The following is a 25260-nucleotide window of genomic DNA, read 5'->3' as shown; positions in this document are numbered from 1 at the left end:
ACACACGGGTTAGCTCGGATGCCAAATCGTCAGGTCAGCGCTGGTTTTCGGGGAGTTGCCCGCGATCTTCGGCAGCGGCCGGAGCGACGCGGAACCCGGAGATGTGACCGGCGTCATACCCACTCGCCACCCGGCGCGGCGGGCCGAATTCTCGTGACGGGGGTCACTATTTCGACGTGATCTCACGCACATAACGGACCAATAACAGACCGACCGGGATCTAGGCATTCCCCGGCGCTATGCAGCGTAAACATTGGTAAGACGACTATTTCATTCATACAATTGCCTCGTTATCAAGATGTGATCGTCATGGATTTCTTGGTTAGCGTCTCCCCCATGACTGAGACCCGGAAATTCCGCACCCGTGCCCTTGGCGTCGCCGCCATCACCGGCGCCCTGGTTGCCGTTCCGTTCAGCCTGGCCACCGGCACCGCCTCCGCCGCGACCCACAACTGGGACGGTGTCGCGCAGTGCGAGAGCGGTGGCAACTGGGGTATCAACACCGGTAACGGCTACTACGGTGGCCTGCAGTTCTCGCAGAGCACCTGGGCCGCCAACGGTGGCCAGGGGTCGGCGCACAACGCCAGCAAGGAAGAGCAGATCCGCGTCGCGGAGAACGTGCTCGCCAGCCAGGGTGTCGGCGCGTGGCCGCACTGCGGCCGCTACCTGCAGGCCGGCACCTCCGAGCCCGAGCCCGCCGTGGTGGAGGAGCCCGCCGTCGAGCTGCCGGCGCAGACCAAGACCGAGGTCCAGTCCGCCGTCGACCAGGCCAAGGCCGCGGGTCAGGCCCTGGCCGACCAGTACGGCGTCGCGGGTCAGTACCAGGACCTGCTCAACGCCAGCGCCCCGCTGATCGCCTCGATCGGCGGCTGATCCACCGTTCCCCCTGCACGAGAAAGGCCCCGCCGTCCGGCGGGGCCTTTCTTGTGCTGTCGTGCGGTCGGCTACCGGCCGCCGGCGTCCTGGTACGCCTTCACCGCGGCGTCCAGTTCCTCGAGCGCCCTACCGAAATCGGTGAAGTTGCCCGTCCGCATCGCCGTGCGCACCGCCTCGATCTTGCGGCTGAGCTCGGCGGCCGCGGCCTCCTGGGCGGTCGACCCCGGCGGGGTGGTTGTCCCGGCGGGCGGGGTCGTGCTCCCGTTCGGCGGGGTGGTGGTGCCCTGGTCGACCGGCGGCGTGACGCCCGGCTTCGGCTTGACCGCCGGATCGCCACCGAACGGCGTCGCCAGTGCGCCGGCACCCGGCATGACCTGGTTCAGCGCCTCGGCCAGCGTCGCCGCGTAGCCGACCTTCACGCTGCCCGCCGCGTCGCGGTAGCTCACCAGCACGCGCAGCAGCTGCGGGAACGTCGACGACCCGGTGTTGCGTTCGTTGTAGAACGGCTCCACGTAGAGGATGCCGCCGTCGGCCACCGGCAGCGTGAGCAGATTGCCGTAGCGGATCTTGTTGGAGTTCGACAGCAGGGTCTTCTCCCGCGACACCGCGTCGGCGGTGGTCATCGAGTTCTGGGTCTGCTGCGGACCCTGGGTCTGCGTCTCCACCGGCAGCTGCAACACGGTGAACTTGCCGTACCCGTCGGGGTCGGAGCGCACCGAGATGTAGGCCGACAGGAACTGCCGGTTGTAGCCGACCATCGCCGAGGTCAGGTTGAACACCGGCTTGTTCGTCTTCGGATCACCCAGCAGCACGTAGTACGGCGGCTGGTTGAAGGTGCCGCCCTCGATCGTGGGATCGCTGGGGACCGACCAGAACGCGTTGTTGGTGAAGAACTCGCGCGGGTTGTCCACGTGGTACTTGGTGAGCATGTCGCGCTGGACCTTGAACAGGTCCTCCGGGTAGCGGAAGTGCGCCTGCAGCTCCGGCGTGATGTCGCTCTGCGGCTTCACCGCGTTCGGGAACACCCCGCGCCAAGCCTTGAGGACCGGGTCGGTGGTGTCGGTCTCGTACAGGGTGACGGTGCCGTCGTAGGCGTCGACGGTGGCCTTCACCGAGTTGCGGATGTAGCTGACCTCCTTGCGCGGGATGACGCGCCCGGTCTTCTTGTCGATGCTGTCCTCGACCGCGCCGTCGAGCGAGGTCGGCTGGGCGTAGGGGTACTTGTCCAGCGTGGTGTACGCGTCGACGATCCAGACGATGCGCTTGTCGATGACCGCCGGGTAGGCGTTGCCGTCGGTGGTCAGCCACGGCGCGACCTTCTGCACCCGCTCGCGCGGACCGCGGTTGAACAGGATCTTGGAGTCGTCGCTGATCGCCGAGGAGAACAGGATGTTGCGCTCGGCGTACTTGGCCGCGAAGGCCAGGCGGTTGAACCAGTTGCCGATCGGCACGCCGCCGCTGCCCTCATAGGTGTAGGAGGCCTGGTCGGAGTCGTACTCACGCGGCGCCTGACCGTCGGCGGCGCCGACGATGGCGTAGTCGGGATCGGACTGGGCGATCAGCTCGCCGTAGTAGATGCGCGGCTGGTCGACCTTGATCTGCTGGTCGTCCACCTTGGTGAACAGGTCGCTCACCATGAACAGCGGATAGCCGGAGTCGCTGCCGCCGACCACGCTCGGCGCGTCGGACTGCGGCTTGTTCACCCGGTTGGCGGGCGCGGCGACGAAGCCGTTGCCGTGGGTGTAGACGGTGTGCTGGTTGATCCAGTCCTTCTGGTTGCCCGAGAGCGCTTCCGGATGCAGCTCGCGCGCGGCGACGATGTAGTCCTGGGTGTCGCCGCCGAGGGTGTAGCGGTCGATGTCGAGCGACTCGGGGAAGCCGTAGAAGTTCTTCCGCTGCTGCAGCTGGGTGAAGGTGGGCGAGAGGATGTTCGGGTCGAGCAGCCGGGCGTTGCCGATGGTCGCCGCGTCCGCGGGCACCTCGAGCGGGCTCTTCTTGCTCTCGCCCTGATAGTCCTGATACTCGACCTTGTCGTCGGTGATGCCGTACGCCTGGCGCGTCGCCAGGATGTTGCGCTCGATATAGGGGCTCTCCTTGTCGGCGGCGTTCGGGCGCACCGAGAACTGCTCGACCACCATCGGCCACACGGCGCCGACCAGGATCGAGGAGAGCACCAGCAGGGCGGCCGCCATCGCGGGCACCCGCAGATCACGCAGCACGATGCCGGCGAAGAACGCGATCGCGCAGATCACCGCGATCGAGAGCAGGATCAGCTTGGCGGGCAGCACCGCGTTGATGTCGGTGTACGACGGGCCGCCGAAGGTCGGCTCCTTGCGGGTGCTCGACAGCAGGTCGTAGCGGTCGAACCAGTACGCGACCGCCTTGAGCAGCACGAAGATTCCGGCGATGACGGCGAGCTGCACGCGCGCGGCCCTGGTCAGCGTGCCCTCACGCCCGGCCAGCCGCAGCCCGCCGAACACGTAGTGGGTCACCAGGTTCGCGAAGAAGGCGATCACCACGGCGACGAACAGCCAGTTCAGCACCATCCGGTAGAACGGCAGATCGAAGGTGTAGAAGCCGATGTCGAGATGGAACTGCGGGTCCTGCTGGCCGAACTCACCGCCGTGCAGGAACAGCTGCACAGTCGCCCAATTCGACTGCGCGACCAGGCCCGACAGCAGACCGAGCAGCACCGGGATGCCGACGCCGAACAGCCGCAGCCTGCCCATCACGGTGGTGCGGTAGCGCGCGATCGGATCGTTGGGCCCGGCGACCGGCACGAACACCGGCCGCGACCGGTAGGCCAGCAGCAGCGCGGCCCACACCACGAGGCCGACGAACACCGCGACCACGACGAACAGGATCAACCGCGTGCGCAGCACACCGAGGTACACGCTGCGGTAGCCGACCTCACCGAACCACAGCCAGTTGGTGTAGGCGTCGGTGAGCCGTGGCCCGAGCAGCAGCAGCGCCGCGAGGACGACTGCTGTCACCAGCAGCACCCGGCTGCGTCGGGACAACGAAGGTAAACCGGTGGGGGGCCGCATGCCCACGGTGCCACTCTCCAAGGGTCCGGCGGCTACCACGCCGGTGATCGGCGCAGCACCGCAGTCCGATGTTGCGGATGGTCCGTTGCCGGACCGTTGGCGCCCACTCTACGGAAATCGGACACCGTGCAAGCGTCTGGGCCGAAAATGATTGGATGGGCGGGTGACCGATGACCAGCACGCCGAAGTCGTCCTCGCCCGCTGTGTGCGCGAGGTCGTCGAGTTCGCCGACGCCGAGGGCTGGGGTAACCCGCCGCAGATGTTCGCCCTGGTGCCGACCGCCGACCTGGTCGCGGCCGAACCCGATCTCGAGGATCAGCTCGACGACGGCAGCGAGCTCACCCCCATCGCGCAGGAAGCCTTCCCCGACGACATCACCGGCGGGTCGATGGCGCTCGACGAATTCCTCGCGACCACCACCTGGCCGCCCGCCGTCGAGGGCTGCGTGCTCGTCCAGGAGATCGTGGTGCTCCCGCCGGACGCCGAGAGCGATCTCGACGAAGCGCTCGTCCCGCTGCTCGCCGACGACGACGCCGCGGACGCGGCCGGGCGTGCCGCGGCGCACGCCCACCCCGGTCGCCGCGACGCCCGGCTCATCGCCGGTGTGCTGCGCCAGGGCACGTCGCTGTGCCTGCTGCAGATCCGCCCCGAGGACGACGACGGCTTCGGCGATCTCGACCTGCGCACGTACCCGAATCTGGCGCCTGGCCTGGTCGAGGCCCTGCACCACACGCTGGAGTGATCAGCCGCAGCTGACGGCCTCGCGGCCTGCGTCGATGTCGGCCAGCGAGGTCACCGCGCTGTCGAGCGTGTCGACCCGCACCAGGCGCAGCCCCTCCGGCGCCCGCTGCCTGGCCTCGTTGCAGTTGTCGGCCGGGACCAGGAAGGTCTCGGCGCCCGCTTCGCGAGCGGCGATCATCTTGTACTGGATGCCGCCGATCGGACCGACCTTGCCCTCCTGGTCGATGGTGCCGGTCCCGGCGACGAACCGGCCGCCGTTGAGTTCACCGGGCGAGAGCTTGTCGATCAGGGCCAGGCTGAACATCAGGCCGGCCGACGGCCCACCGATATCGGCGAGGTTGAACTCGACCTGCAGCGGCGGACGACCGCCCTCACCGGGCGTGATGCCGAGGTAGCCCTTGGTCGAGTCGTCGGGGCGCGGCGCGAGGGTGATCGGCGTGCTCTGCTGCGCGTCGCCACGGCGGTAAACGACGGTGATGGTGGTGCCCGGCCCCTTGGTGGAGACCAGGTCGATGACGTCCTTGGGCGTGGTGATCGGCGTGCCGTCGATGCTGATCAGCTCGTCGCCGACCTGCAGCACGTCCTTGGCCGGGCCGTTCTCGCCGAGTCCGCGCACCAGCACGACCGTCGGCAGCTTCAGGTAGTGCAGCGCGGCGACCTCGGCGTTGCTCTCGGAGTCCTTGAAGTCCTGCTGGTTGGACTTGTCGACCTCCTCGCGCGACACACCGGGCGGGTAGACCTCGGCGCGCGGGACCAGGCCGTGCTCGCCGCTGACCCAGAAGCCGAACGCCTCGAACAGGTTCAGCCCGTCGCGGACCGAGACCGTCGTCATGTTGAGGTGCCCGCTCGTCGGATCCAGGGGTGCGCCCGTGACGTCCACCACCTGCTTGCCGTCGACCTCGCCGAGGGTGTCGAAGGTCGGCCCCGGCCCGAGCGCGACGAACGGCACGGTGACCACGCTGCCGACCACACCGAGCACGAGCACGGGTACCAGGGCCACGATCAGGGTGAGGATCCGACGATTCACTCCGACCACAGTAGTGATCACCGGCCGCCACCGACGGCAGTGGCACGCTTTTACCGGGTGTGCGGCCGGATCGATTTCGCGATGCGCGAACACCGTGGCCCCCTGGTGTCCGCGTAACGTATGAGGTATGAGCGATCTCCCCTTCGGCTTCTCGAACCGCGACGACGACGAGTCCGGCAAGCGGCGCGACGAGGCGAACGGCCCCGGCGGAAACGATCCGTTCGGGTTCGGAGCTGCGGGCGCGGGCGGTTTCGACCCGTCGCAGCTGGGGCAGATGCTGACCCAGCTCGGGCAGATGATCAGCGGCATGGGCCAGGCGGGCCCCGGCGGCGCGCAGGCCGGACCGGTCAACTACGACGTGGCCAAGCGGCTGGCCCGCCAGCAGCTCGGCGCCACCGTCGCGCCGATCACGGCGAAGACGACCTCCGCGGTGAGCGACGCGGCGCACCTGGCCGAGCTGTGGCTCGACGGCGCCACCACGCTGCCCGCCGGCGCGACCAGGACCGTCGCCTGGACGGCCAACGACTGGATCGAAGAGACCCTGCCCACCTGGAAGCGCCTGTGCGATCCGGTGGCCGAGCAGATCTCGGGCATGTGGACCGCCCAGCTGCCCGAGGAAGCCAAGCAGTTCGCCGGGCCGATGGTCGGCATGCTCGGGCAGATGGGCGGGCTGGCGTTCGGCTCCCAGCTCGGTCAGGCGCTCGGTCAGCTGGCCAAGGAGGTGCTGACCTCCACCGACATCGGCCTGCCGCTCGGCCCGGCCGGTACCGCCGCGCTGCTGCCGACCGCGATCTCGGCGTTCAGCGAGGGGCTCGAGCAGCCCGAGAGCGAGATCATGGTCTTCCTGGCGGCCAGGGAGGCCGCCCACCAGCGGCTGTTCGCGCACGTGCCGTGGCTGCGCCAGCAGGTGCTCGGCGCGGTCGAGGACTACGCGCGCGGCATCAAGATGGACTTCTCCGCGCTGGAGGAAGCCGCGCAGAACATCGACCCGATGTCGCTGAGCGACCCGTCCAAGCTCGAGGAACTGCTGTCGCAGGGCACCTTCGAGCCGCAGACCACCCCGGAGCAGAAGCAGGCGCTCGAGCGCCTGGAAACCCTGCTCGCGCTGATCGAGGGCTGGGTCGACGTGGTGGTCACCGACGCCGTCGGCGAGCGGCTGCCCGGCGCGGGCGCGCTCTCGGAGACGCTGCGCCGCCGCCGCGCCACCGGCGGGCCCGCCGAGCAGACCTTCGCCACCCTGGTCGGCCTGGAACTGCGCCCGCGCAAGGTCCGCGAGGCCGCGGCGCTGTGGCGGCGCCTCACCACCGACGCGGGCATGGAACGCCGCGACGGCGTGTGGGCGCACCCCGACCTGCTCCCCGACTCCAGCGACCTCGACTCCCCCGCCGGGTTCATCGACTCCGTACTCGGCGGTGGCACCGGCGCTTTCGACGATCCGCTGGCCCAGCTGGCCGAGACCGAGGCCCGCGAACGCGACGAGGCCGAGCGCGGCAAGACCGATCCCGACGCCGATCAGTCCTGACCTGAGCCACCGCGCCACCACGACCGCGAAAAATCTGCGAATCGTGGTGGCGCGACACGCTTTCCGGAGTGTCGCGCCCCAGGAAACCCCGTCGCGACCTGCGGGACGCGAGTTGTCCACAGGCTGATTCCACGATCGCGACACGCCGAAAACCTGTGGATAACCAGGCTTTCCACACCCGGTCGGTCGTCGGCGCGAGCCGATACTTGCGCCATGACGACCACGACGCCACTGCGCGGACCGATGTTGCACCCGCGGGTGATCACCCTGGTTCGGCCCTCCGGGACCGTGCAGCTGGGGTGGGACCCGGAACGAGCGCTGCTGCTCGAGACCACCGAACTCGACACCGGCACCGTCCTGGCCTTCCTTCGCCTGCTCGACGGCTTGCAGTCGCTGCCCCAGATCGTCTGGCGAGCGGGCGAATTCGGTATCGCGCCCGCGCGCACCGTCGCCCTGGTCAGCGCGATCGACGAGGCCGGGCTGCTGCTGCAACCGGAGCGCAAACAGGGCACGGTGCGCGGTGTCGCCGTCCACGGGCTCGGGCCGCTGTCGGACGCGGTGACGATCGGTGTGCGGCGCATGGGCATCCGGCCGACCCGATCCCGGGAGTACCGGCCCGGCACCGCGGTCGGGGCGGGGTGCAACCTGGTGGTCCTCACCGACGCGCTGATGGTCGACCCCCGCCTGTCGATCGACCTGGTGCTGCGCCGGGTACCGCACCTGCAGGTCCGGATCCGCGACGGCATCGGCGTGGTCGGCCCGCTGGTCCTGCCGGGCCGGACCAGTTGCCTGCGCTGCGCCGATCTCACCCGCACCGGGTTCGACGCCGACTGGCCGCACCTGGCCGCCCAGCTGCTCGGCCGCACCGGGCACGCCTCACCGGCCGGGATCGCCGCCACCACCGCGCTCGCGCTGGGCGAACTGGAGACCATCGTCGCCTGTTCACCCCGCCAGGACCCGGGCACCCTCGACGCCACGATGGAGCTGAACCTCGACACCCACGAGGTGCACCGACGCCCCTGGCCACCGCATCCCGACTGCGGCTGCCGCACCCTGGCCACCCCGGAATCGGACGCGGGCCGGTGAGGACTCACACCGCACGGTGTGAGCATTCTTATGGCACACCAGCGGCAAGTTCGGCCATGATGGGTAGCGTGTCCGAGATCGTGCGCCGCAGTTCCAGCCGCAATGCCAAGTTGGCCAAGATTCCGCTCGGTATTGCCGGACGAGCCGCCGTCGGTTTCGGCAAGAAGCTGGTCGGGGGTGACAAGCAGCAGATCAACGCCACGCTGAACCAGAAGGCCGCCGAACAGCTGTTCACCGTGCTCGGCGAGCTCAAGGGCGGCGCGATGAAGTTCGGCCAGGCGCTGAGCGTGATGGAGGCCGCGGTCCCGGAGGAGTTCGGCGAGCACTATCGCGAGGCACTCACCAAGCTGCAGGCCGCCGCGCCGCCGATGCCCGCCGAGACGGTGCACCGGGTGCTGGACCAGCAACTCGGCACCAAATGGCGCGAGCGCTTCCAGTCCTTCGACGACACCCCGGCCGCCTCGGCCAGCATCGGCCAGGTGCACCGGGCGGTGTGGTCGGACGGACGCGCGGTCGCGGTGAAGGTGCAGTACCCCGGCGCCGACGAGGCGCTGCGCGCCGATCTCAAGACCCTGTCGCGGATGACCGGTCTGCTGTCCTCGGTGATCCCCGGCGCCGATGTGAAGCCGCTGCTCGCCGAGATCACCGAGCGCACCGAGGAAGAGCTCGACTATCGCATCGAGGCCGCCAACCAGCGCCGCTTCGCCGCCGCCTTCGACGGCCACGCCCAGATCGTGGTGCCGCGGGTGGTCGCGGGTGCCCCGAAGGTGATCGTCACCGAATGGCTCGACGGCACCCCGGTCTCGGCGCTCATCGCCGCGGGCGCGGCCGACCCGGAAGGCACACGGGCGCAGCGCAACCGGATCGCCGAACTGATGGGCACCTTCCACTTCTCCTCCCCGGAGCGGGTCGGCCTGCTGCACGGCGACCCGCACCCGGGCAATTTCCTCGTGCTCACCGACGGCAGGCTGGCCGTGCTCGATTTCGGCGCCTGCGCGCCGATGCCGGACGGGTTCCCCGTGGTCCTGGGCCGGATGCTGGCCCTGGCCGTCGCGGAGGACCACGCCGAGCTCACCGAACTGCTGTATGAGCACGGCTGGGTGATCCCGGGCCGCACGGTCACCCACGAGGAGATCGAGGCGTACCTGCGCCCGTTCAGCGACCCGATCCGCACCGACACCTTCCACTTCACCCGCTCCTGGATGCAGCGAGTCGCGGGCAAAGCCTCGGAGTTCACCAGCCCCGAGATGAAAACCGCACGCGCCCTCCAGCTTCCGGCCGAGTACCTGACGATCTTCCGGGTGCTCGGCGGCTCGGTCGGCATCCTGGCCCAGCTCGACGCGGAACTCGGTTTCATGAACCTGGTCCGCACCTGGGTCCCCGGTTTCCGCGCCGAACGCGCCTCCTAGCCCCGGCCCGCCCGCGAACAACCGCAGAGACAAACGAACCGCTCACCAGGACTCGGTGAGCGGTTCGTTTGCGGTACAGGCCTTTTCCGGGGTTCATGCCGGGATCGCGACCTTGCGGGGACGGCCACGCGGGCGCTTGCGGGCGATCACGACACCCTGGTCGAAGATCTCGCCACCCCAGACACCCCACGGCTCGGCGCGGTCGATGGCCGCGGTCAGGCAGCCCTTGCGGATCGGGCAGGACGCGCACAGTTGCTTGGCCTGCTCGAGGTCGTTCGGGCTCTCGGCGAACCACAGATCAGGGTTTCCGGCCCGGCAGGGCAGGGACGCCACGGTTCGGCATGTCACGTCAGCAGTGGCCGTCGGCCATTCCTGGGCGGTGAACACGTCGTTCTCCTTCAGCTCGTTTGCAGCGGTTGTTCGTTCGGTGTGCGAACCCGGTGCCGACGGCTGAGGAGCCGAAAGAAAATGGCCACGGATTTCGCTTCTCGCGATCCGTGGCCAGGAGGTCTGGGAGGAGTTTCCCTACCTAGTTCGACATCTCTGCCGAGACCTGATCACGGTCGCTGGGTGGACACGGAGGCGGATTGCGCCGGCGAATTCGGGTGCGTAACCGAAATCGACGGCCGGGGCTGCCGGGGCCTCGATGGCCGTCGGCTGCCAACCCACGCTGGGCTTGTCCTGGAGACGAATCGGGGTGTGCAGATGGACGAGAGCCATCGGCACAGCTTTGGTATCGACGCCGGACAGACCGGTCCCCTGCAGAGCGAGGACCCCCCGGGAGGCGGACACCATGGACGCGTTCACCAGGACGCGATTGCCCATCGCGTCGAACGTGGTGTTGCTGTTCATCTGACTGCCTCCCTCCTGAACTCGTGTGCTGATAGAAACCCGCGCCGAGATCACTCTCGGTGCGTGTTCTCCACCATAGGCAATGATCGAGAACCGAACAACCTATTTTCTACCTGCGGTTTTGTGTCGTGGCCCGCATTCGGGACGCCACGATGGCGAGCACGTCCGCGCCGTACTGCTCGATCTTCTTCGGGCCGATGCCCGCGATCGCGCCCAGCGCCGCGTCATCGGCGGGCAGCTGCTCCGCGATCGCGGTGAGCGTCGTGTCGGTGAAGACGACGAAGTCACGCACCCGCAGGACCTCGGCCTTCTCCGCCCGCCACTCCTTCAGCGCGTCCAGCAGCTGCGGGTCGAGTTCGGCCGGGCAGCGGCGGCACCGGCCGAGCATGGTGGCGTAGGTGCCGATCAGCGGTTTCGCGCAGACCCGGCACAGCGGGCGCTTGCCGTCGGCGTCCTTCGGACCGGTCGCGGTGGCGGCGATCCGGGAGGCGGGCGAGTCGTCGGGGACCAGGCCGTTGAGGAACCGGGAGCGCCTGCGCACCCGCCTGCCGCCCTCGGTGCGCGCCAGCGCCCAGGACACGGCGAGATGTTCGCGCGCCCGGGTGACACCGACGTAGAGCAGCCTGCGCTCCTCTTCCAGCGCCGCCTGATCGGACGGGCTGCCGTCGTCGCCGAGGACGTGCTGGATCGGCAGCGTGCCGTCGGCGACGCCGACCAGGAACACCGCGTCCCACTCCAGGCCCTTGGCCGCGTGCAGCGAGGCCAGGGTGACGCCGTCGACGGTCGGCGGATGCTTGGCCTCGGCCCTGGTCGCGAGCTCGCGCAGCAGCCCGGTGAGGTCGATCTCCTCGTCGTGGCCGACCAGTTCCTCGGTGAGCTGCACGAGCGCCAGCAGCGAGGACCAGCGTTCCTTGGCCTGGGCGCCCGCCGGTTCCTCGGCGGTGAGCCCCACCGGGGCCAGCACGGCGCGCACCAGCGTGATCAGCTCGGCGCCGCTGCGCGATTCGTCGGGCAGGTCGTCGCGCGCGTCGGCCTGGCGCAGCGCCTGCACCGCCTGGCGCACCTCCTGCCGCTGGAAGAAGCCCTCGCCGCCGCGCACCTGGAAGGGGATGTCGCGGGCGTTGAGTGCCTGCTCGAACGGTTCGGACTGGGCGTTGATCCGGTACAGCACGGCGATCTCGGCGGCGGGGGTGCCCGCGGCGATCAGCTTCTTGATCCGGCCCGCCACGGCCGCCGCTTCGGCGGGCACGTCGGGGTATTCGGCGAACTCGGGTTCGGGCCCGTCGGGCCGCTGGCCGATCAGCGCGAGCCTGGTCCCGGCGATCCGGCCGCGCGCGGCGCCGATCACCCGGTTGGCCAGCGACACCACCTGCGGGGTGGAGCGGTAGTCGCGTTCGAGCCGGATGACGGTGGCGTCGGGGAAGCGGCGGGAGAAGTCGAGCAGGTAGTTCGGGGTGGCGCCGGTGAAGGAGTAGATGGTCTGGTTGGCGTCGCCGACGACGGTGAGGTCGTCGCGTTCGCCGAGCCAGGCGTCGAGCACCCGCTGCTGCAGCGGGGTGACGTCCTGGTATTCGTCGACCACGAAACTGCGGTAGCGGCCACGGAATTCGTCGGCGACGGCCGGATAGTCCTCGAGCGCGGCGGCGGTGTGCAGCAGCAGGTCGTCGAAGTCGAGCAGCAGGCCGTCGGCGGAGGTCTTCATCGATTCGTAGCCCGCGTAGACCTGGGCCACCCTGGTCACCTCGACCGGCGCGTCCCGGTGGTGCCTGGCCGCGGCGGCGGGATAGTCCTCCGGCGCGATCAGCGACGCCTTGGCCCATTCGATCTCGCTGAGCAGGTCGCGGATCAGTTCGGTCGAGGTGCCCAGGCCCGCCCGGTGCGCGGCCTGCGACACCACCGGGAACTTGCTGTCGAGCAGTCGCCAGGGCACGTCACCGACGACCTGCGGCCAGAAGTACCGCAGCTGCCGCAGCGCCGCGGCGTGGAAGGTGCGGGCCTGGACCTGCCCCGCCTCGCCACCGAGCCCCATCGAGCGCAGCCGATTGCGCATCTCCCCCGCCGCCCTGGCGGTGAAGGTCACCGCCAGCACCTGGTCGGCCTTGACGTGCCCACCCGCGATCAGGTGCGCGATGCGGTGGGTGATCGTCCTGGTCTTGCCGGTGCCCGCACCGGCTAGCACGCACACCGGACCCCGTGGCGCCCGCACCGCGGCGGCCTGTTCCGGGTCGAGGGCGGTGAGATCGAGTGCTGGCACGGGCACCATCATGACAGCGCCCGCCGACAACCGGGCCCGACGGCCGCCGACCTGGGCTTACGGCGCGCCGTCGCGCAGCGAGCGCAGCGCGCGGGCGAAGCCACCGACGCCGGCGCCCAGCGGCCCGAAGAAGGTCCGGTCGCACGCCTCGACGGCCACGACGGCCCGGTTCGCCAGCGCGACGCCGTCGGCGGTGGCCACCAGGGCCCTTGCCCTGCGGTCGCGCGGGTGCGCGCGCCGCTCGATCAGACCCTTCTGTTCCAGCGCGCGCAGCACCTGCGAGGTCATCATCGGGTCGGTGGCGGCGTGTTCGGCCAGCTCACGCTGCATCACCGGTTCCGCGCCGCGGTGCCCGAGGTAGGTCAGCGAGGCGAGCAGCACGAACTGCACATGGGTGAGGTCGAACGGCGCCAGCGCGGCTCGCTGCGCCGCCTGCCAGCGGTTGGTCACCTGCCACAGCAGCAGGCCGGGGCTGTCCTGCGCGTCGCCGAATTCGGTGCGCAGGCCCTCGCTCACGCGCGGCCCGCGGTCGCGGCGTCCCTGGCCTCGGCGCGCGCGATCAGCGCGGCCAGGTCGGGCCGGACCGACTTCGCGATGTCGGCGCCGAGGATCAGGTTCCACAGCGGCCGCAACGGCCCGGTCAGCTCCACCCGCACGCCGACCGACACCCGGCCGTCGGCGACCGGGGTGACGGTGTGCGCGAAGGTCAGCCTCGCCCCGAGCAGGCGCGAGACGTCGTCGAACTCGGTCGCGGTGAGCTTGGCGACCTCGAACCGCACCGCCGGGCCGCCCTTGGGCTTGAGCTTGCCCGTCGCACCCTGCTCGAACGGGCCGTCCAGGCGGACCCAGGCGGTGTCGGCGTTCCATTCGGGCCAGCTCTCCATCTCGCCCCAGATGGCGAACAGCGTGGCGGGCGCGGCAACGGTCTCGGCGGAAGCCTCGGCGAGAATCATGAACAAAGTATGCGCGCTTACTACTTTCCGCGCAAAGCGGGCCCGGAACACCACGCCCACCTCCGACGTTGCACATCCCGTGACTGAAGCAACCACTGATCTGACGATGTACTCGACCACCTGGTGCGGCTACTGCCGTCGCCTCAAGACCCAGCTCGACGAGGCGGGCATCACCTACACCGTGATCGACATCGAGGACGACCCCGCTTCGGCCGAATTCGTCGGCAGCGTGAACAACGGCAACCACGTCGTGCCGACCATCAAGTTCCGCGACGGCTCGACGGCGACCAACCCGTCGCTGTCGCAGGTCAAGCAGGCTCTGGCCGCGCTGGCCTGAGTTCAGCGCGCCGGCTGCTCGGCCCAGGATTCGATGATCGTGCGAGCGATCGAGATGGACCCGGGTACCAGTAGCCGCGCGCCCTGCTCACGGGCCGCCGCCCAGTCGCCCGCGCGCAACGCCGCGCGGACCTCGTCGCGGGTGAACCAGTGCGCCTCGGCGATCTCGCCGTCGGAGAACACCAGCTCCTGCTCCGGATCGCCGACGGCGGCGAAGCCGACCATCAGCGAGCGCGGGAACGGCCACGGCTGACTGCCGAGGTAGGTGACCTCGCGCACGTCGACGCCCACTTCCTCGCGGATCTCCCGCTCGACACAGTGCTCGAGCGACTCGCCCGCCTCCACGAAACCGGCCAGCAGCGAGAACATGGTCTCGGGCCAGCTGTGCTGCCGGGCCAGCAGCACCCGGTCGGCGCCGTCGTGCACCAGGCAGATGATGGCGGGGTCGATCCGGGGGAACTCCTCCTCGCCGGTGGCGGTCAGCCGCGACCAGCCCCCTCGCGACGAGGTGGTCGAGGTGCCGTCGCTGCCGTGGAACCCGGCCCGGTCGTGCCAGTTGAGCAGCGCGTAGGCGGTGGCCAGCAGGTCGGCGGTGAAGTCGTCGACGGCGCCGAGCGCGCGCAGATCCTTCAGCGTCCCGTCGAGCTCGGGCTCGCGCACGGCCCACAGGTGACTGTCCTCGGCGACGCCGAGGAACACCGCGCCCGCCCCCGGCTCCGCGGCGATCGTGACGGCCGCGTCCAGCACGACGCCCGCGTTCTCCACCCGCACCCGGCCGCGCGCGTCGACCCGCAGGACCTTGGCCTTGCCCCAGCCCTCGCGCAGGGCGTCGGGATCGAGCCGGACGTGCTCGGCTCGATCGATCGTGGAACGCGACAGCAGCGGAACGTCTTTCAACCGGAACGACACACGACCGAGCCTAGCCGGTCGACGAGTCCCGGATCACTTGCCGGTGTGCCGGATGTAGAGCAGCTTGTCGGCGGCCTCGAGCGCGTCGACCTCGGGTTCGCCCACCCGGATCAGGTTCCCGTCGCGCACCACGCCGAGCACGATGTCGCTCAGATGCCGCGGCGAGCCACCGATCTCACCCGGTTCGACCTCGCGTTCGGCGACGGCGAAGCCCTGCTCGGGCGTGAGCAGATCCTCCATGATCTCCACGACGGTGGGCGTGGTGGTCGCGATGCCGAGCAGGCGGCCCGCGGTCTCCGAGGACACCACGACCGAGTCGGCGCCGGACTGACGCACCAGGTGGGTGTTCTCCGCTTCGCGGATGGCGACCACGATCTTGGCGGTCTTGTTCAGTTCGCGGGCGGTGAGCGTCACCAGGGTGGCGGTGTCGTCCCGGTTGGTGGCGACGATGACCGAGGCGGCCCGCTGCACGCCGGTCAGCCGCAGCACATCGGACTTGGTCGCCGAACCGTGCACGGTGACCAGGCCCGCGCTCGCCGCCGCTTCCAGCGCGACCGCGTCGGTGTCGACGACGACGATGTCGGCCTGCTGTGCGCCGTCGGCCAGCATGGCGTCGATCGCGGTGCGCCCCTTGGTGCCGTAGCCGACGACGACGGTGTGATTGCGCACGGTGTGCCTCCATCGCTGAATCTTGAACGCCTGCCGCGACCGTTCGGTGAGCACGCTGAGGGTGGTGCCGACCAGCACGATCAGGAACAGGACGCGCAGTGGCGTGATGACGATCGTGTTGATCAGCCGCGCCGAGGGAGTGATCGGCGCGATGTCGCCGTAACCGGTGGTCGACAGCGAGACGGTCGCGTAGTACATCGCGTCCAGGAACGACAGCTCGTCGCCGGAGTTGTCGCGGTAGCCGTCACGGCCGATGTACACCACGGTCGCCGCGGCGAACAGCAGGAAGATCGCGAACAGGACGCGGCGGGTGAGCGAAACCCACGGACTGGTCTGCACCGCGGGGATCCGCAAGAGACCGACCAGCGCGTAGTCCGGGCTGCTGCTGAGCCCGACCGGGCCACGTGTGTCCCCTGGCATCGCCCCCTCCTTTCGCTCGGCCCGGCACCGAGTCCACCGGCTCCGGCACAAACCGGGAGCCTACTGCGTGCGCGCGTCTCGGGCTCATTCGACATCCGGGACCGGAGCCGCGTCGCGCAGGAGCTGTTCCAGTTCGCGCGGACCGGCCAGGTCGGTGGGCGCGATGGTGCGTCCCGACCGGACGTAATGGAATGCCGCGCCGACCCGTTCGAGCATCGCGGCCTCGTCGGCGCCGGTGCGCGCGGCCATCAGCCGCGCCCAGGCGAGCCGGTAGACAGCAAGCTGCACCGCCACGGCGGCTTCGTCGGCGGGGCCGGGCTCGGCGCCGGTCTTCCAGTCGACCACCACCCAGCGGTCACCGGGTTCGGCGAAGACGGCGTCCATCCGGCCGCGGATGACGGTGCCCGCGATGCTGGTCTCGAACGGCACCTCGACGTCGATCGGGTTGCGATGCGCCCACGGGGAGCGGCGGAACGCGGCCTGCATGGCGGCGAGTTCACGATCGGCCCTGCCCTGCTCGGTGCCGCTGTCGGCGGCGCCGGGCAGTTCGTCGAGGCCGAGCAGCTGTTCGGTGCCGAACCAGGACTGCACCCAGGCGTGGAAGGCGGTGCCGCGCCGGGCCATCGGGTTCGGTGGGTACGGCAGGGGACGGCGCAACCGGGCGGCCAGCCGGGTCGGATCGGCGCGCAGTTCCACCAGCGCGGTGGCGGGCAGCTGGCCGGGCAGTTCCACCTGCTGGTCGGCGAGTTCGGCCGCGGTGAATTCGGCGAGCAGGGCGTCGACGTCGGTGGCCCAGCCCTCCGGATCGTCCTCGTCGTCGGTCGGCTCGGGATCGGCCGGGCGGGAGCGCAATCGCTCCAACGCGGTGCGCACCAGGGCCGCGCCCTGTTCGATCGGGTCGCGGCGGCCGCCGAGCGGGTCGCGCGGCCACGGGGCGGTGGGCGGGTTGTCGGCGAACGGGTTGACGGCGTCGGGCGGCGGCTGCTCGTCCCAGCGGGCGATGGTCGCGACGCCGAAGGCCGCGCTGTCCTGGTCCTCGTTCGCCTGTTTCAGTTCGAGCAGGAACTCCGACGGGCCCTTCTGCGCGGTGCCGGTCTCGGGCCAGTAGTAGGCCGAAACCAGCAGCACCCGTTCGGTTCTGGTGAGGGCCACGTAGAACAGGCGGCGTTCCTCGTCGAGGCGGCGGCTCTTGAGCGCGTCCTTGTGGTCGACGATCGCGCGTTCGAGTTCGGCGCGGTCGCCGATCCGGCTCAGGTCCAGGACCGGCACGCCCTCGGACGCGTCGGGCTGGGCGCGGTCGCCGCGCAGGGTGGTGGGCAGTTCGGTGAGCGCGCCGAGCCAGGTGCTCAGCGCGGTCGTCGACGGGAACACCGACGCGCTCACGTGCGGCACCGCGACGACCTCCCACTCCAGGCCCTTGGCCGCGTGCACGGTGAGCACCTGCACGCGATCGCGCGCGACCTCCACTTCGCCCGGTTCCAGACCGTTCTCGACGGATTCGGCCGCGGTGAAGAACGCCAGCAGACCGCTCAGTGAGGCGCGCGTGTCGGCCGCATACCCGGCCACCACCTCGGCGAAGGCGTCGAGGTGCTCGCGGCCTGCGCCGCCGCCGGCGATGGCCCGCCTGGCCTGGGTCTCCACGCCGACACCGATGGTGCGTTCGACATCGGCGACCAGCTCGACCAGTGGCTGTCCGCTGCGCTCGCGCAGCGCGGTCAGCTCCTCGCCGAGCGCGCGGATGCGGGTGAATCCGGCCTCCGAATACTGGTCGGGCGCACCGGGATCGGCGATGGCGTCGGCCAGGCCCGCCTGCTCGGTGGGCTCCGGCGCGACCTCGCGCAACGCGCTCGCCAGTCCGGCCGCGTCGGTGATGGCGGCGGACGCGTCGCCGGACAGGCTGCCGATCGACAGCATTCGCGCGCGCCGGGCCAGGGCGGCGAGATCGGCGACGCCGAGCCGCCAGCGCGCGCCGGTGAGCACACGGACGGCGGCGCTGCCGGTGCCCGGCTCGGCGATCAGCCGCAGGGTGGCGACGATGTCGGCGACCTCCGGCGTCGCGAGCAGCCCACCGAGGCCGACGATCTCGACCGGCAGTCCCTGCTCACGCAGGGCCTCGGCGAGCGGCGCCGCGTCGGCGTTGCGCCGGATCAGCACCGCCGAGGTGGGGGGCGGCTGGTCGGCCGCCCTGGCCGCCGACCATTCCCCGGCGATCCGCTCGGCGATCCAGTCCCGTTCCTGCGCCACGGTTTCGGTGAGGGCCAGCTCCACTGTCCCCGGCTGTGCCTCGGGCTTGGCCCGCAGCGCGTCGACGGTCGCGCCGCCTGCGGCCTTGGCCCGCAGCCGCAGCGGATCGGCGACCAGGTTCGCCAGGGCGAGGGCTTCCGGCGGGTTCCGCCAGCTGGTCAGCAGCGGCAGGATCGGCGCGGGCACACCGGGCGCCGCGGGGAAGTCGGTCGCGAAGCGCGGGAGGTTGGCGGCCGAGGCGCCGCGCCAGCCGTAGATCGACTGCATCGGGTCACCGACCGCGGTCACGGCCAGAGCTCTTCCACCCGAGCCGGTTTCGCCCGTCTCCCGAACGTCGCCCGACCCGCTGTCAGCACCACGATCGGCGCGCCTGCCGGGATCGCTGTCCTGTCGACGGCCAGCTGCACCGGCATTCGCGCGATCCGCCGCACCCCGACCGACATCGCTGTCGGCTCCGAGCAGGTGACCCGCAGGGTCGCCGGGGTCGTCGCCTGCGCGACCGAGATGGTCCGGATCCCACAGCATCTCCGGTTCCTGTGCCGGTGCTGCCGGCGCGCCACCCCGGACCCGCACCGGCCGCGGCCGATCCTGGCGGACCGCGTCGGCATCACCGAACAGCGCCGACAGCAGCACCCGCTGCGCGTGCCCGGTGTCCTGGTACTCGTCGAGCAGGACCAGCCTGAACCGGGCGCGTTCGGCGGCGGCCACCTCCGGATGGTCGACGGCCAGCTGCGCGGCCAGCGACATCTGCGAGCCGAAATCGAGGGCGCCACGGCGGTTCAGCGCCTCGGCGAGCTGCCGGACCAGCGGCAGCAGTGCGACGCGCTCCCGTTGCGCGTCGACGACGGCGGTCAGCGTCTTGCTCGGCCCGCCGCGCTGACGCGGACCGGCGGGCAAGGTGTACACCAGTTTCTCCAGCTCGGCGTGCGCCTCGGCGAGCTGCTCCGGCTCCACCAGGTGCTCGGCGAGCTGCCCGGCCAGTGCCAGCACCGCCTCGGTCACCGAGACCGGCGTGCGATCGGTGTCGAGGTCGCCGTCCCAGGACCGCACCACCTCGTGCGCGAGCTGCCACAGCTGGGTCTGGGTGAGCAGCGCCGCCGACGGCTCGACCGGTAGCAGCAGGCCGTGCGCGGTGAGCAGCCTGCCCGCGTACGAGTGGTAGGTGCTGATCTCCGGTTCGGCGCCGGAGATCAGGGTGCGCAGCGCCCCGGTCGGGTCGATCTCGCGGACCAGCGGCGCGCCCGCCAGCCGGGCCAGCCGGGTGCGGATGCGGGAGGTCAGCTGCTGGGCGGCCTTGCGGGTGAAGGTCAGGCCGAGCACCTCGTCCGGGGCGACCAGCTGGTTGGCCACCATCCACACCACCCGCGCGGCCATCGTCTCGGTCTTGCCCGCACCCGCGCCCGCCACCACCAGGGTCGGCCCCGGCGGCGCGGCGATGACCGCCGCCTGCTCGGCGGTCGGTGGCGGCAGCCCGAGCGCGTCGGCCAACCGCTGCGGGGTGACGCGCACGCCGCTCACTCGTCGGTCACCTGCCGTCCGGTGTCCTGCACCGGGCAGCTGCCCGCGACCGGACAGTGCCTGCACCCGTCGTTGCGCACGGCCAGGTAACCGGGCCCGCGCGTGGCGGCCGCCGCGTCGTGGATGGTCTCGCGCCAGGTGTCGAGACCCTCGGCGTCCAGGGCGGTCTGGGCGCGTTCGGTGGCACCGGTCTTGGTGTGCGGCTTCGCGACATAGACCAGCCGGGCGCCACCGGGGTCGGCGGGCGTCGCGGATTCCGCCTCGTCGAGCGCGCCGTGCGCGGCGGCCACCTGGTAGGTCGCCAGCTGGGCGTGGTCGGCCACGGATTTCGCGCTGACCGGCGTCTTGCCGGTCTTCACATCGACGATCACGAAGCGCCCCTGCGCGTCCCGCTCCAGGCGGTCGATGCGGCCGCGGATCCGCACGGCGCGTTCGTCGTCCGCCCGCGCGGGCAGCACGCAGTCCACCGGCACCTCGACGCCCGCCTGGGTGAGTTCGCCGCGGGTGGTCCTGACCCAGGACAGGAAGGTCTCCAGCATCGCCTCGGTGCGGCGCAGTTCCTGCCGGGAATGCCAGCCGGTGGCGGGGTCGACCGTCCGCCACGCCTGGTCCAGCGCCGCGCGGACCTGCGCCTCCGGCACGTCACCGGCCAGCGCCTGCACCAGCGTGTGCACGAGATTGCCCTTGACCGCATGCGGATTGTCGCCGTCGGTGCCGCCGTGGCGCTCCAGCGCCCAGCGCAGCGGGCAGGTGCGCAGCAGCTCGACCGTCGACGGGGACAGGCCGATGGGGGAATCGTCGTCGTCCCACAGTTCCCGGTCCGAGCTGAGCTCGGCGGTGCCGTACCAGTCGCCCGGGTCGGTGCCGGGGACGCCCGCGTCGGCGAGCCGGGCCAGCTGGTGGGCGGCCCGGTCCCGCCGGTCGGGCGCGGTGGTGGGATCGCAGACCACGCCGCGCAATTCGGCGACCAGGGCGTGCATCACCAGCGCGCGACCGGGATCGGCGACCGGCAGCGCGCCGGGTTCGCCGGTGTCGTCGTCGCCGAGCAGTTCGGTGAGGAAGCGCGACGGCACCAGATCCTGGTCGCCCGCCGCGGATTCGACGGCGGTGACCAGCAGCGACCGTCTGGCCCTGCTGCACGCGACGAGCAGCAGCCTGCGTTCCTCGGCCAGGATCGGCGCGGCCCGGCTCGTCGTCGCGCCGAGATCGACGCCGGCGACCAAGTCGACGAGGTCCTCGGTGTGCAGCAGGGTGCCCCTGGCGCGCGGGTTGGGCCAGATGCCCTCCTGCACCGCGGCCACCGCCACCACGTCCCATTCCCGGCCCGCCGCCGCGTGCGCGCTGAGCAGCGACACCGCCTCGCCCTCGGCGGTCAGCGGCCTGCCCTGCTGCGGAATCTGCTGGTGCAGCAGGTATTCGACGAAACCGTCGATGCTCGCCTTGGGCAACCGGTCGACGTATCCCGCCGCGGCGTCGAACAATTCGACGGCGGCGTCGAGGTCGCGATCGGCCTGCATGCCCGCCGCGCCGCCGCGCCGGGACTGCCGGAACCAGCGGCGTTCCAGCCGGGAACTGGTCCACAGGGTCCACAGCACGTCCTCGACACCCTGGCCCCTGGCCTGGGTCTCGCGCGCCTTGCGGAGCGCGCGCAGCACTCGCTGCAGCGGCGCCGCCTCCACTTCGGTGAGCCCGTCGAGCAGCCGTTCCTCGCCGATGCCGACGATCAGGTCGCGCAGGACCTCCGCCGAGGACTGGTCGATCAGCGGCACCGCCGGTGGTTCAGGTTCCGGCCGGGGCGGTCCGACGGCGACCGGCGGTGCGGCGGGCGGGGTTTCGGCGTCGAGCAGGTCGATGTCGTCGGGCAGGCGTTCGGCGATGTCCCAGTCCGGTTCGGGTTCCGGGCGCAGCGGGTCCTCCGGGTCGGGCTCCGGCGGCAGCCATTCGCCGTCGATCGGATCCGGCTCCGGATCGGGCAATTCCGGTGGGGGCGGCGGTGTCTCGTCCCACAGCAGGAACTGGCCCGCGTCGGCGTACGGGTCGGCGGCGGCCAGCGCGCCGGTGCGTTCCAGGTCGAGGACCGTGCGGCGGACGCCACGGCGCAGTCGTCGCAGGGCGATCTGGTCGGCGCCGCCGAGGGGGCCCGACAGCAGGTCCATGGCGTCCTCGGGCGAGAACATGGCATCGATCGCGCGCCGCGACCCCGGGCGCGACGAGTCGCCCGCCAGCAGCACTCGCAGCGCCAGCACCAGCCACGCCGCACCGCGCCTGCGGGCGAGCGGTTCGGCCACGGCGGGCCTGCGCACCGGCACACCCGCGGCCAGCAGCGCCCGCCGCAGCGGCGCCAGCGACAGCGGGACCGAGCGTACGATCACCGCCATCGACGACCACGGGATCCCGTCGGTCAGGTGCGCCCGCCGCAGGTGATCGGCGATGAGCGCCGCCTCCTTGGCCGCGGTCGACAGCACCCGGACGCGCACGCTCGACTCGACCTCGTGGTCGCGCATCTCGTCGGCCCGACCCGGCGCCTCGGCCGCCGTCGACCCACCGCCGGAGTGGCCGGACCGATCCGGCCCCGCGTCGCCGGACGTCGATGGCCGGGACGGGTGATCGGCGGACATCGGCGGATCGGCGTGCTGTCCGGGCAGCACGCGATGCCGCGCACTACCGGGTAGTCGCGCCGCGATCCGCGCGGTGGCCAGGCGGATGGGTTCGCCGCTGCGGTGGTTGTGCCGCAGGATGATTCGCCGCTGCGGCACCGTGTCGAGGTCGACGAGGAACCGGGAGTCCGCGCCGCGGAAGGTGAACACGGCCTGGTCCGGGTCGCCGGTGACGACCGTGCTCGCGCTGCCGCTGCCGATGGCGCGCACCAGGGTCGCGGCCTGCGGGTCGAGGTGCTGGGCGTCGTCGACGAGCAGATAGCGGATCCGATCGCGTTCGGCGGCGAGCAGATTCCGGTCACCGGCCAGCGCGTCGAGGGCGGCGCCGACCAGCTCGGCGGCGTCGAGCGCGGGCGCGGTCGCCTCCGGCGCCGCGACGCCGACCGACCAGCGCAGCATCGACGCCTCTTCGTAGCGCTGGAAGAACCGGCCCGCCGCCACCCAGGCGTCGTTGTCGTGCTCGCGGCCCAGGGCCATCAGGTCCTCGGGGCCGAGCCCGCGCTCGGTGGCCCGCAGCATGAGGTCGCGCAGTTGCTCGGCGAAGCCACCCAGTGCCAGGGCGGGGTGCAGCCGGGGCGGCCACAGGCCGCGCGCGCCCGCCTCGATGTCGGCGAGGTCGCCGCGCAGCATCTCGCGCAGCACGGCGTCCTGCTCGGCGCCGGTGAGCAGCCGCGGCGGCGGGTTGCCGTGCAGGTCGGCGTGGCGGCGCAGGACCGAGAACGCGTAGGAGTGCAGGGTGCGCACCATCGGTTCCCGGCTGGCGCCGGGGATGCCGCCCGCGTGCGGCCCGAGTTGGACGGTGATCGCGTCGCGCAGCGCGGCGGCGGCCTGCTTGGTGTGGGTGAGGACCAGCACCGACGAGGGGTCGGCGCCGTCGGTGATCCGCGCCGTCACCAGGTCGACCAGCAGCGCGGTCTTGCCGGTGCCCGGCCCGCCGAGAACCTGCCACGGCCGCCAGCCCGGCCGCGGTGGCGCGGGCTGGGCCTGCTCGGCGAACAGCGCGCGAACAGCGGCGCCCCAGGCTCGCGGCCGGGGCGCCCGCGTCGTCCGGCGCACGAGTCGCACCGAGCTATCCGATCGCACCACGTCGGCTATTGCAACAGACCAGTACGACACGCCAGCACTCCCCCGCCGGGGGGACACGCTGCGCGACCGTGCGCGACCGGCCAGAATGACTGTCGTGTCCCCGCTTCATGTGCACCGTTTCGGTCCCGCCGACGGCCCCGTCGTCCTCGCCCTGCACGGCCTCACCGGCCACGGCAACCGCTGGGAAACCCTGGCCACCGAGCATCTGCCCCAGGCCCGGGTCATCGCCCCCGACCTGCGCGGACACGGCCGATCGACCTCGCTCCCGCCGTGGGACTTCGAGACGATCGTCGACGATCTGGCCGCGCTGGTCCGCGCCGAGACCGACGGGCCGGTGGTCGTCGTCGGCCACTCCTTCGGTGGCGCGTCCGGCATCCATCTGGCCCGGCGGCACCCCGAGCTGGTGCGGTCGCTGATCCTGCTCGACCCCGCGATCGGCATCGACCCGAAGCTGATCGAACAGGTCGCCCTCGCCAACCTGGCCTCCCCCGACTACACCGACCTCGCCGAGGCCAGGTCCGACAAGCAGCACAGCGCGTGGAGCCCCGACGAGGTCGACCCGGCGCTGCTCGAACGCGAACTGGCCGAGCACCTGGTGCCCACCGAGGGCGGCCGGGTGGGCTGGCGGATCTTCCAGCCGGCGATCACCTCGTACTGGGGTCAGCTGGCGCGCCCGTTCGTGCTGCCGCCCGCCGACCTGCCGACCGTGCTGGTCCGGGCGGCCAAGGTGCAGCCGCCGTACGTCACCGCCGAGTTCCTGACCGCGCTGTCCGCCCACCTCGGCGACCGGCTCACCGTCGAGGTGTGGGACTGCGACCACATGGTCGCCCAGGCCCGCCCCGCCGAGGCAGCCGCCCTGATCGCCGCGGCGCTGTAGCGGCGATGGCGGCCACGACGGAGGAGCAGGTCGAACGGGTCCGCGCGCTGGTCGCCGCGATCCCGCCCGGCCGGGTGTCGACCTACGGCGACATCGCCCAGGGCGCCGGCCTGTCCTCGGCGCGGACCGTCGGCTGGATCATGCGCACCGATTCCGCCGACCTCCCGTGGCACCGGGTGATCGGCGCGTCCGGCCGCCCCGCCGCCCACCTCGCCGCCCGCCAGTTGCGCTTGCTCGCCGAAGAAGGGGTGCCGATCACCGACGGCCGCGTCGACCTGCGCACCGCCCGGCTCTGAGACAACGCACCCACCGGTCCCGGCTTGCGACAGCAAGCTCGATCGGCACCGGACCGAGGGCGCGAACTCACCGAGGTTTGAGCGCGGGCCCGCTACCGCCAGCAGTCGCGCAGCCCATCGCCGATATCGACCAGGACGCTGTACACACCGGTCCTCGAGCACCCGACAGCGTGCTCGATCGGCACCAGACCGAGGCTGAGCTCGCCGACGTGCGATCGCCGGCTACCGCCCGCGGTCGGGGTGACCCTCACTCGCCTGCTATGCCGGACTGGTGTCGACCAGGACGCCGCGCACACCAATCCGCCCGGTCGAGCTCATGGACGGCGGAGATCGACGGTCGGACCGGGGGTGCGAGCCGTGGAGTTCTAGCGCTCCGCTCAGGCTTCGGGCAGCTCAGTGCTCATCCGGAAACGACTGCTGGACAGTCGGATCCGAAGGGGCCACGGGTCTCGACGGTGGCGTGATGGGCGACGATCGGCGA

At 71.4% G+C, this 25260-nt stretch carries 19 protein-coding genes; 8 read left to right on the top strand and 11 right to left on the bottom strand.

What is annotated here, in order from left to right:
* Positions 1–336: 336 nt before the first annotated feature.
* Positions 337–873, top strand: a complete 537-nt coding sequence (locus tag AB0H54_RS07835) for a transglycosylase family protein (protein ID WP_357343623.1) — start codon at positions 337–339, stop codon at positions 871–873.
* A gap of 71 nt (positions 874–944) precedes the next feature.
* On the opposite strand, the gene AB0H54_RS07830 is transcribed toward AB0H54_RS07835, so the two are convergent.
* Positions 945–3929 (bottom strand): UPF0182 family protein, encoded by a 2985-nt coding sequence (locus AB0H54_RS07830; RefSeq protein WP_355280771.1) that lies wholly within the window; start codon positions 3927–3929, stop codon positions 945–947.
* A gap of 157 nt (positions 3930–4086) precedes the next feature.
* Between AB0H54_RS07830 and AB0H54_RS07825 the strand changes: the two genes are divergently transcribed.
* Positions 4087–4665 carry a PPA1309 family protein gene (locus AB0H54_RS07825; protein WP_355280770.1) on the top strand — a complete coding sequence of 193 codons (579 nt, stop codon included), beginning with the start codon at positions 4087–4089 and terminating at the stop codon, positions 4663–4665.
* On the opposite strand, the gene AB0H54_RS07820 is transcribed toward AB0H54_RS07825, so the two are convergent.
* Positions 4666–5691 carry a PDZ domain-containing protein gene (locus AB0H54_RS07820; RefSeq protein WP_355280768.1) on the bottom strand — a complete coding sequence of 342 codons (1026 nt, stop codon included), beginning with the start codon at positions 5689–5691 and terminating at the stop codon, positions 4666–4668. It lies immediately after the preceding gene.
* A 127-nt stretch (positions 5692–5818) separates the two neighbouring features.
* Between AB0H54_RS07820 and AB0H54_RS07815 the strand changes: the two genes are divergently transcribed.
* From AB0H54_RS07815 to AB0H54_RS07805, 3 genes are all read left to right on the top strand, one after another.
* Positions 5819–7213, top strand: coding sequence for a zinc-dependent metalloprotease (locus AB0H54_RS07815; RefSeq protein WP_357343621.1), 1395 nt, complete (start codon positions 5819–5821; stop codon positions 7211–7213).
* A 213-nt stretch (positions 7214–7426) separates the two neighbouring features.
* Positions 7427–8299, top strand: a complete 873-nt coding sequence (locus AB0H54_RS07810; RefSeq protein ID WP_357343619.1) for a TOMM precursor leader peptide-binding protein — start codon at positions 7427–7429, stop codon at positions 8297–8299.
* Between the two features lie 56 nt (positions 8300–8355).
* Entirely contained in the window at positions 8356–9708 is a 1353-nt protein-coding gene (locus AB0H54_RS07805; RefSeq protein ID WP_357343617.1) for an AarF/UbiB family protein, read from the top strand.
* Positions 9709–9801: 93 nt separating this feature from the next.
* On the opposite strand, the gene AB0H54_RS07800 is transcribed toward AB0H54_RS07805, so the two are convergent.
* From AB0H54_RS07800 to AB0H54_RS07780, 5 genes are all read right to left on the bottom strand, one after another.
* On the bottom strand, positions 9802–10056 hold the full coding sequence (locus AB0H54_RS07800) for a WhiB family transcriptional regulator (RefSeq protein ID WP_189027533.1): 255 nt from the start codon (positions 10054–10056) through the stop codon (positions 9802–9804).
* Between the two features lie 177 nt (positions 10057–10233).
* Positions 10234–10560, bottom strand: coding sequence for a hypothetical protein (locus AB0H54_RS07795; RefSeq protein WP_355280761.1), 327 nt, complete (start codon positions 10558–10560; stop codon positions 10234–10236).
* Between the two features lie 109 nt (positions 10561–10669).
* The gene (locus AB0H54_RS07790) at positions 10670–12826 is read right to left on the bottom strand and encodes an ATP-dependent DNA helicase UvrD2 (RefSeq protein WP_357343615.1); all 2157 of its coding nucleotides are present in this window, start codon (positions 12824–12826) and stop codon (positions 10670–10672) included.
* Positions 12827–12871: 45 nt separating this feature from the next.
* A complete protein-coding gene (locus AB0H54_RS07785; RefSeq protein ID WP_357343613.1) occupies positions 12872–13330 on the bottom strand; it encodes a MarR family transcriptional regulator in 459 nt (152 codons plus the stop codon).
* Positions 13327–13767 carry an SRPBCC family protein gene (locus tag AB0H54_RS07780; RefSeq protein ID WP_357343611.1) on the bottom strand — a complete coding sequence of 147 codons (441 nt, stop codon included), beginning with the start codon at positions 13765–13767 and terminating at the stop codon, positions 13327–13329. Before AB0H54_RS07780 ends, AB0H54_RS07785 begins: the two co-directional genes overlap by 4 nt.
* Positions 13768–13873: 106 nt before the next feature.
* Here AB0H54_RS07780 and AB0H54_RS07775 point away from each other — a divergent pair, with 106 nt between their 5' ends.
* The gene (locus tag AB0H54_RS07775; protein WP_189027531.1) at positions 13874–14104 is read left to right on the top strand and encodes a mycoredoxin; all 231 of its coding nucleotides are present in this window, start codon (positions 13874–13876) and stop codon (positions 14102–14104) included.
* A 2-nt stretch (positions 14105–14106) separates the two neighbouring features.
* Here AB0H54_RS07775 and nudC read toward each other — a convergent pair whose 3' ends face one another.
* From nudC to AB0H54_RS07755, 4 genes are all read right to left on the bottom strand, one after another.
* Positions 14107–15012, bottom strand: a complete 906-nt coding sequence (nudC, locus tag AB0H54_RS07770) for an NAD(+) diphosphatase (RefSeq protein WP_357343609.1) — start codon at positions 15010–15012, stop codon at positions 14107–14109.
* A gap of 33 nt (positions 15013–15045) precedes the next feature.
* Positions 15046–16101, bottom strand: a complete 1056-nt coding sequence (locus AB0H54_RS07765) for a potassium channel family protein (protein ID WP_357343607.1) — start codon at positions 16099–16101, stop codon at positions 15046–15048.
* An 84-nt stretch (positions 16102–16185) separates the two neighbouring features.
* Positions 16186–19863, bottom strand: coding sequence for a UvrD-helicase domain-containing protein (locus AB0H54_RS07760; protein ID WP_357343605.1), 3678 nt, complete (start codon positions 19861–19863; stop codon positions 16186–16188).
* The gene (locus AB0H54_RS07755; protein WP_357344255.1) at positions 19860–23576 is read right to left on the bottom strand and encodes an ATP-dependent DNA helicase; all 3717 of its coding nucleotides are present in this window, start codon (positions 23574–23576) and stop codon (positions 19860–19862) included. Before AB0H54_RS07755 ends, AB0H54_RS07760 begins: the two co-directional genes overlap by 4 nt.
* A gap of 115 nt (positions 23577–23691) precedes the next feature.
* On the opposite strand from AB0H54_RS07755, the gene AB0H54_RS07750 reads away from it, so the two are divergent.
* On the top strand, positions 23692–24483 hold the full coding sequence (locus AB0H54_RS07750) for an alpha/beta fold hydrolase (protein ID WP_357343603.1): 792 nt from the start codon (positions 23692–23694) through the stop codon (positions 24481–24483).
* Positions 24484–24488: 5 nt separating this feature from the next.
* Positions 24489–24779, top strand: a complete 291-nt coding sequence (locus AB0H54_RS07745; protein ID WP_355280747.1) for an MGMT family protein — start codon at positions 24489–24491, stop codon at positions 24777–24779.
* Positions 24780–25260: the final 481 nt, after the last annotated feature.

Source organism: Nocardia sp. NPDC050718 (assembly GCF_040654235.1).
In the GTDB taxonomy this organism is placed as follows: domain Bacteria; phylum Actinomycetota; class Actinomycetes; order Mycobacteriales; family Mycobacteriaceae; genus Nocardia.
This window is presented reverse-complemented; position numbering and strand designations above follow the sequence as displayed.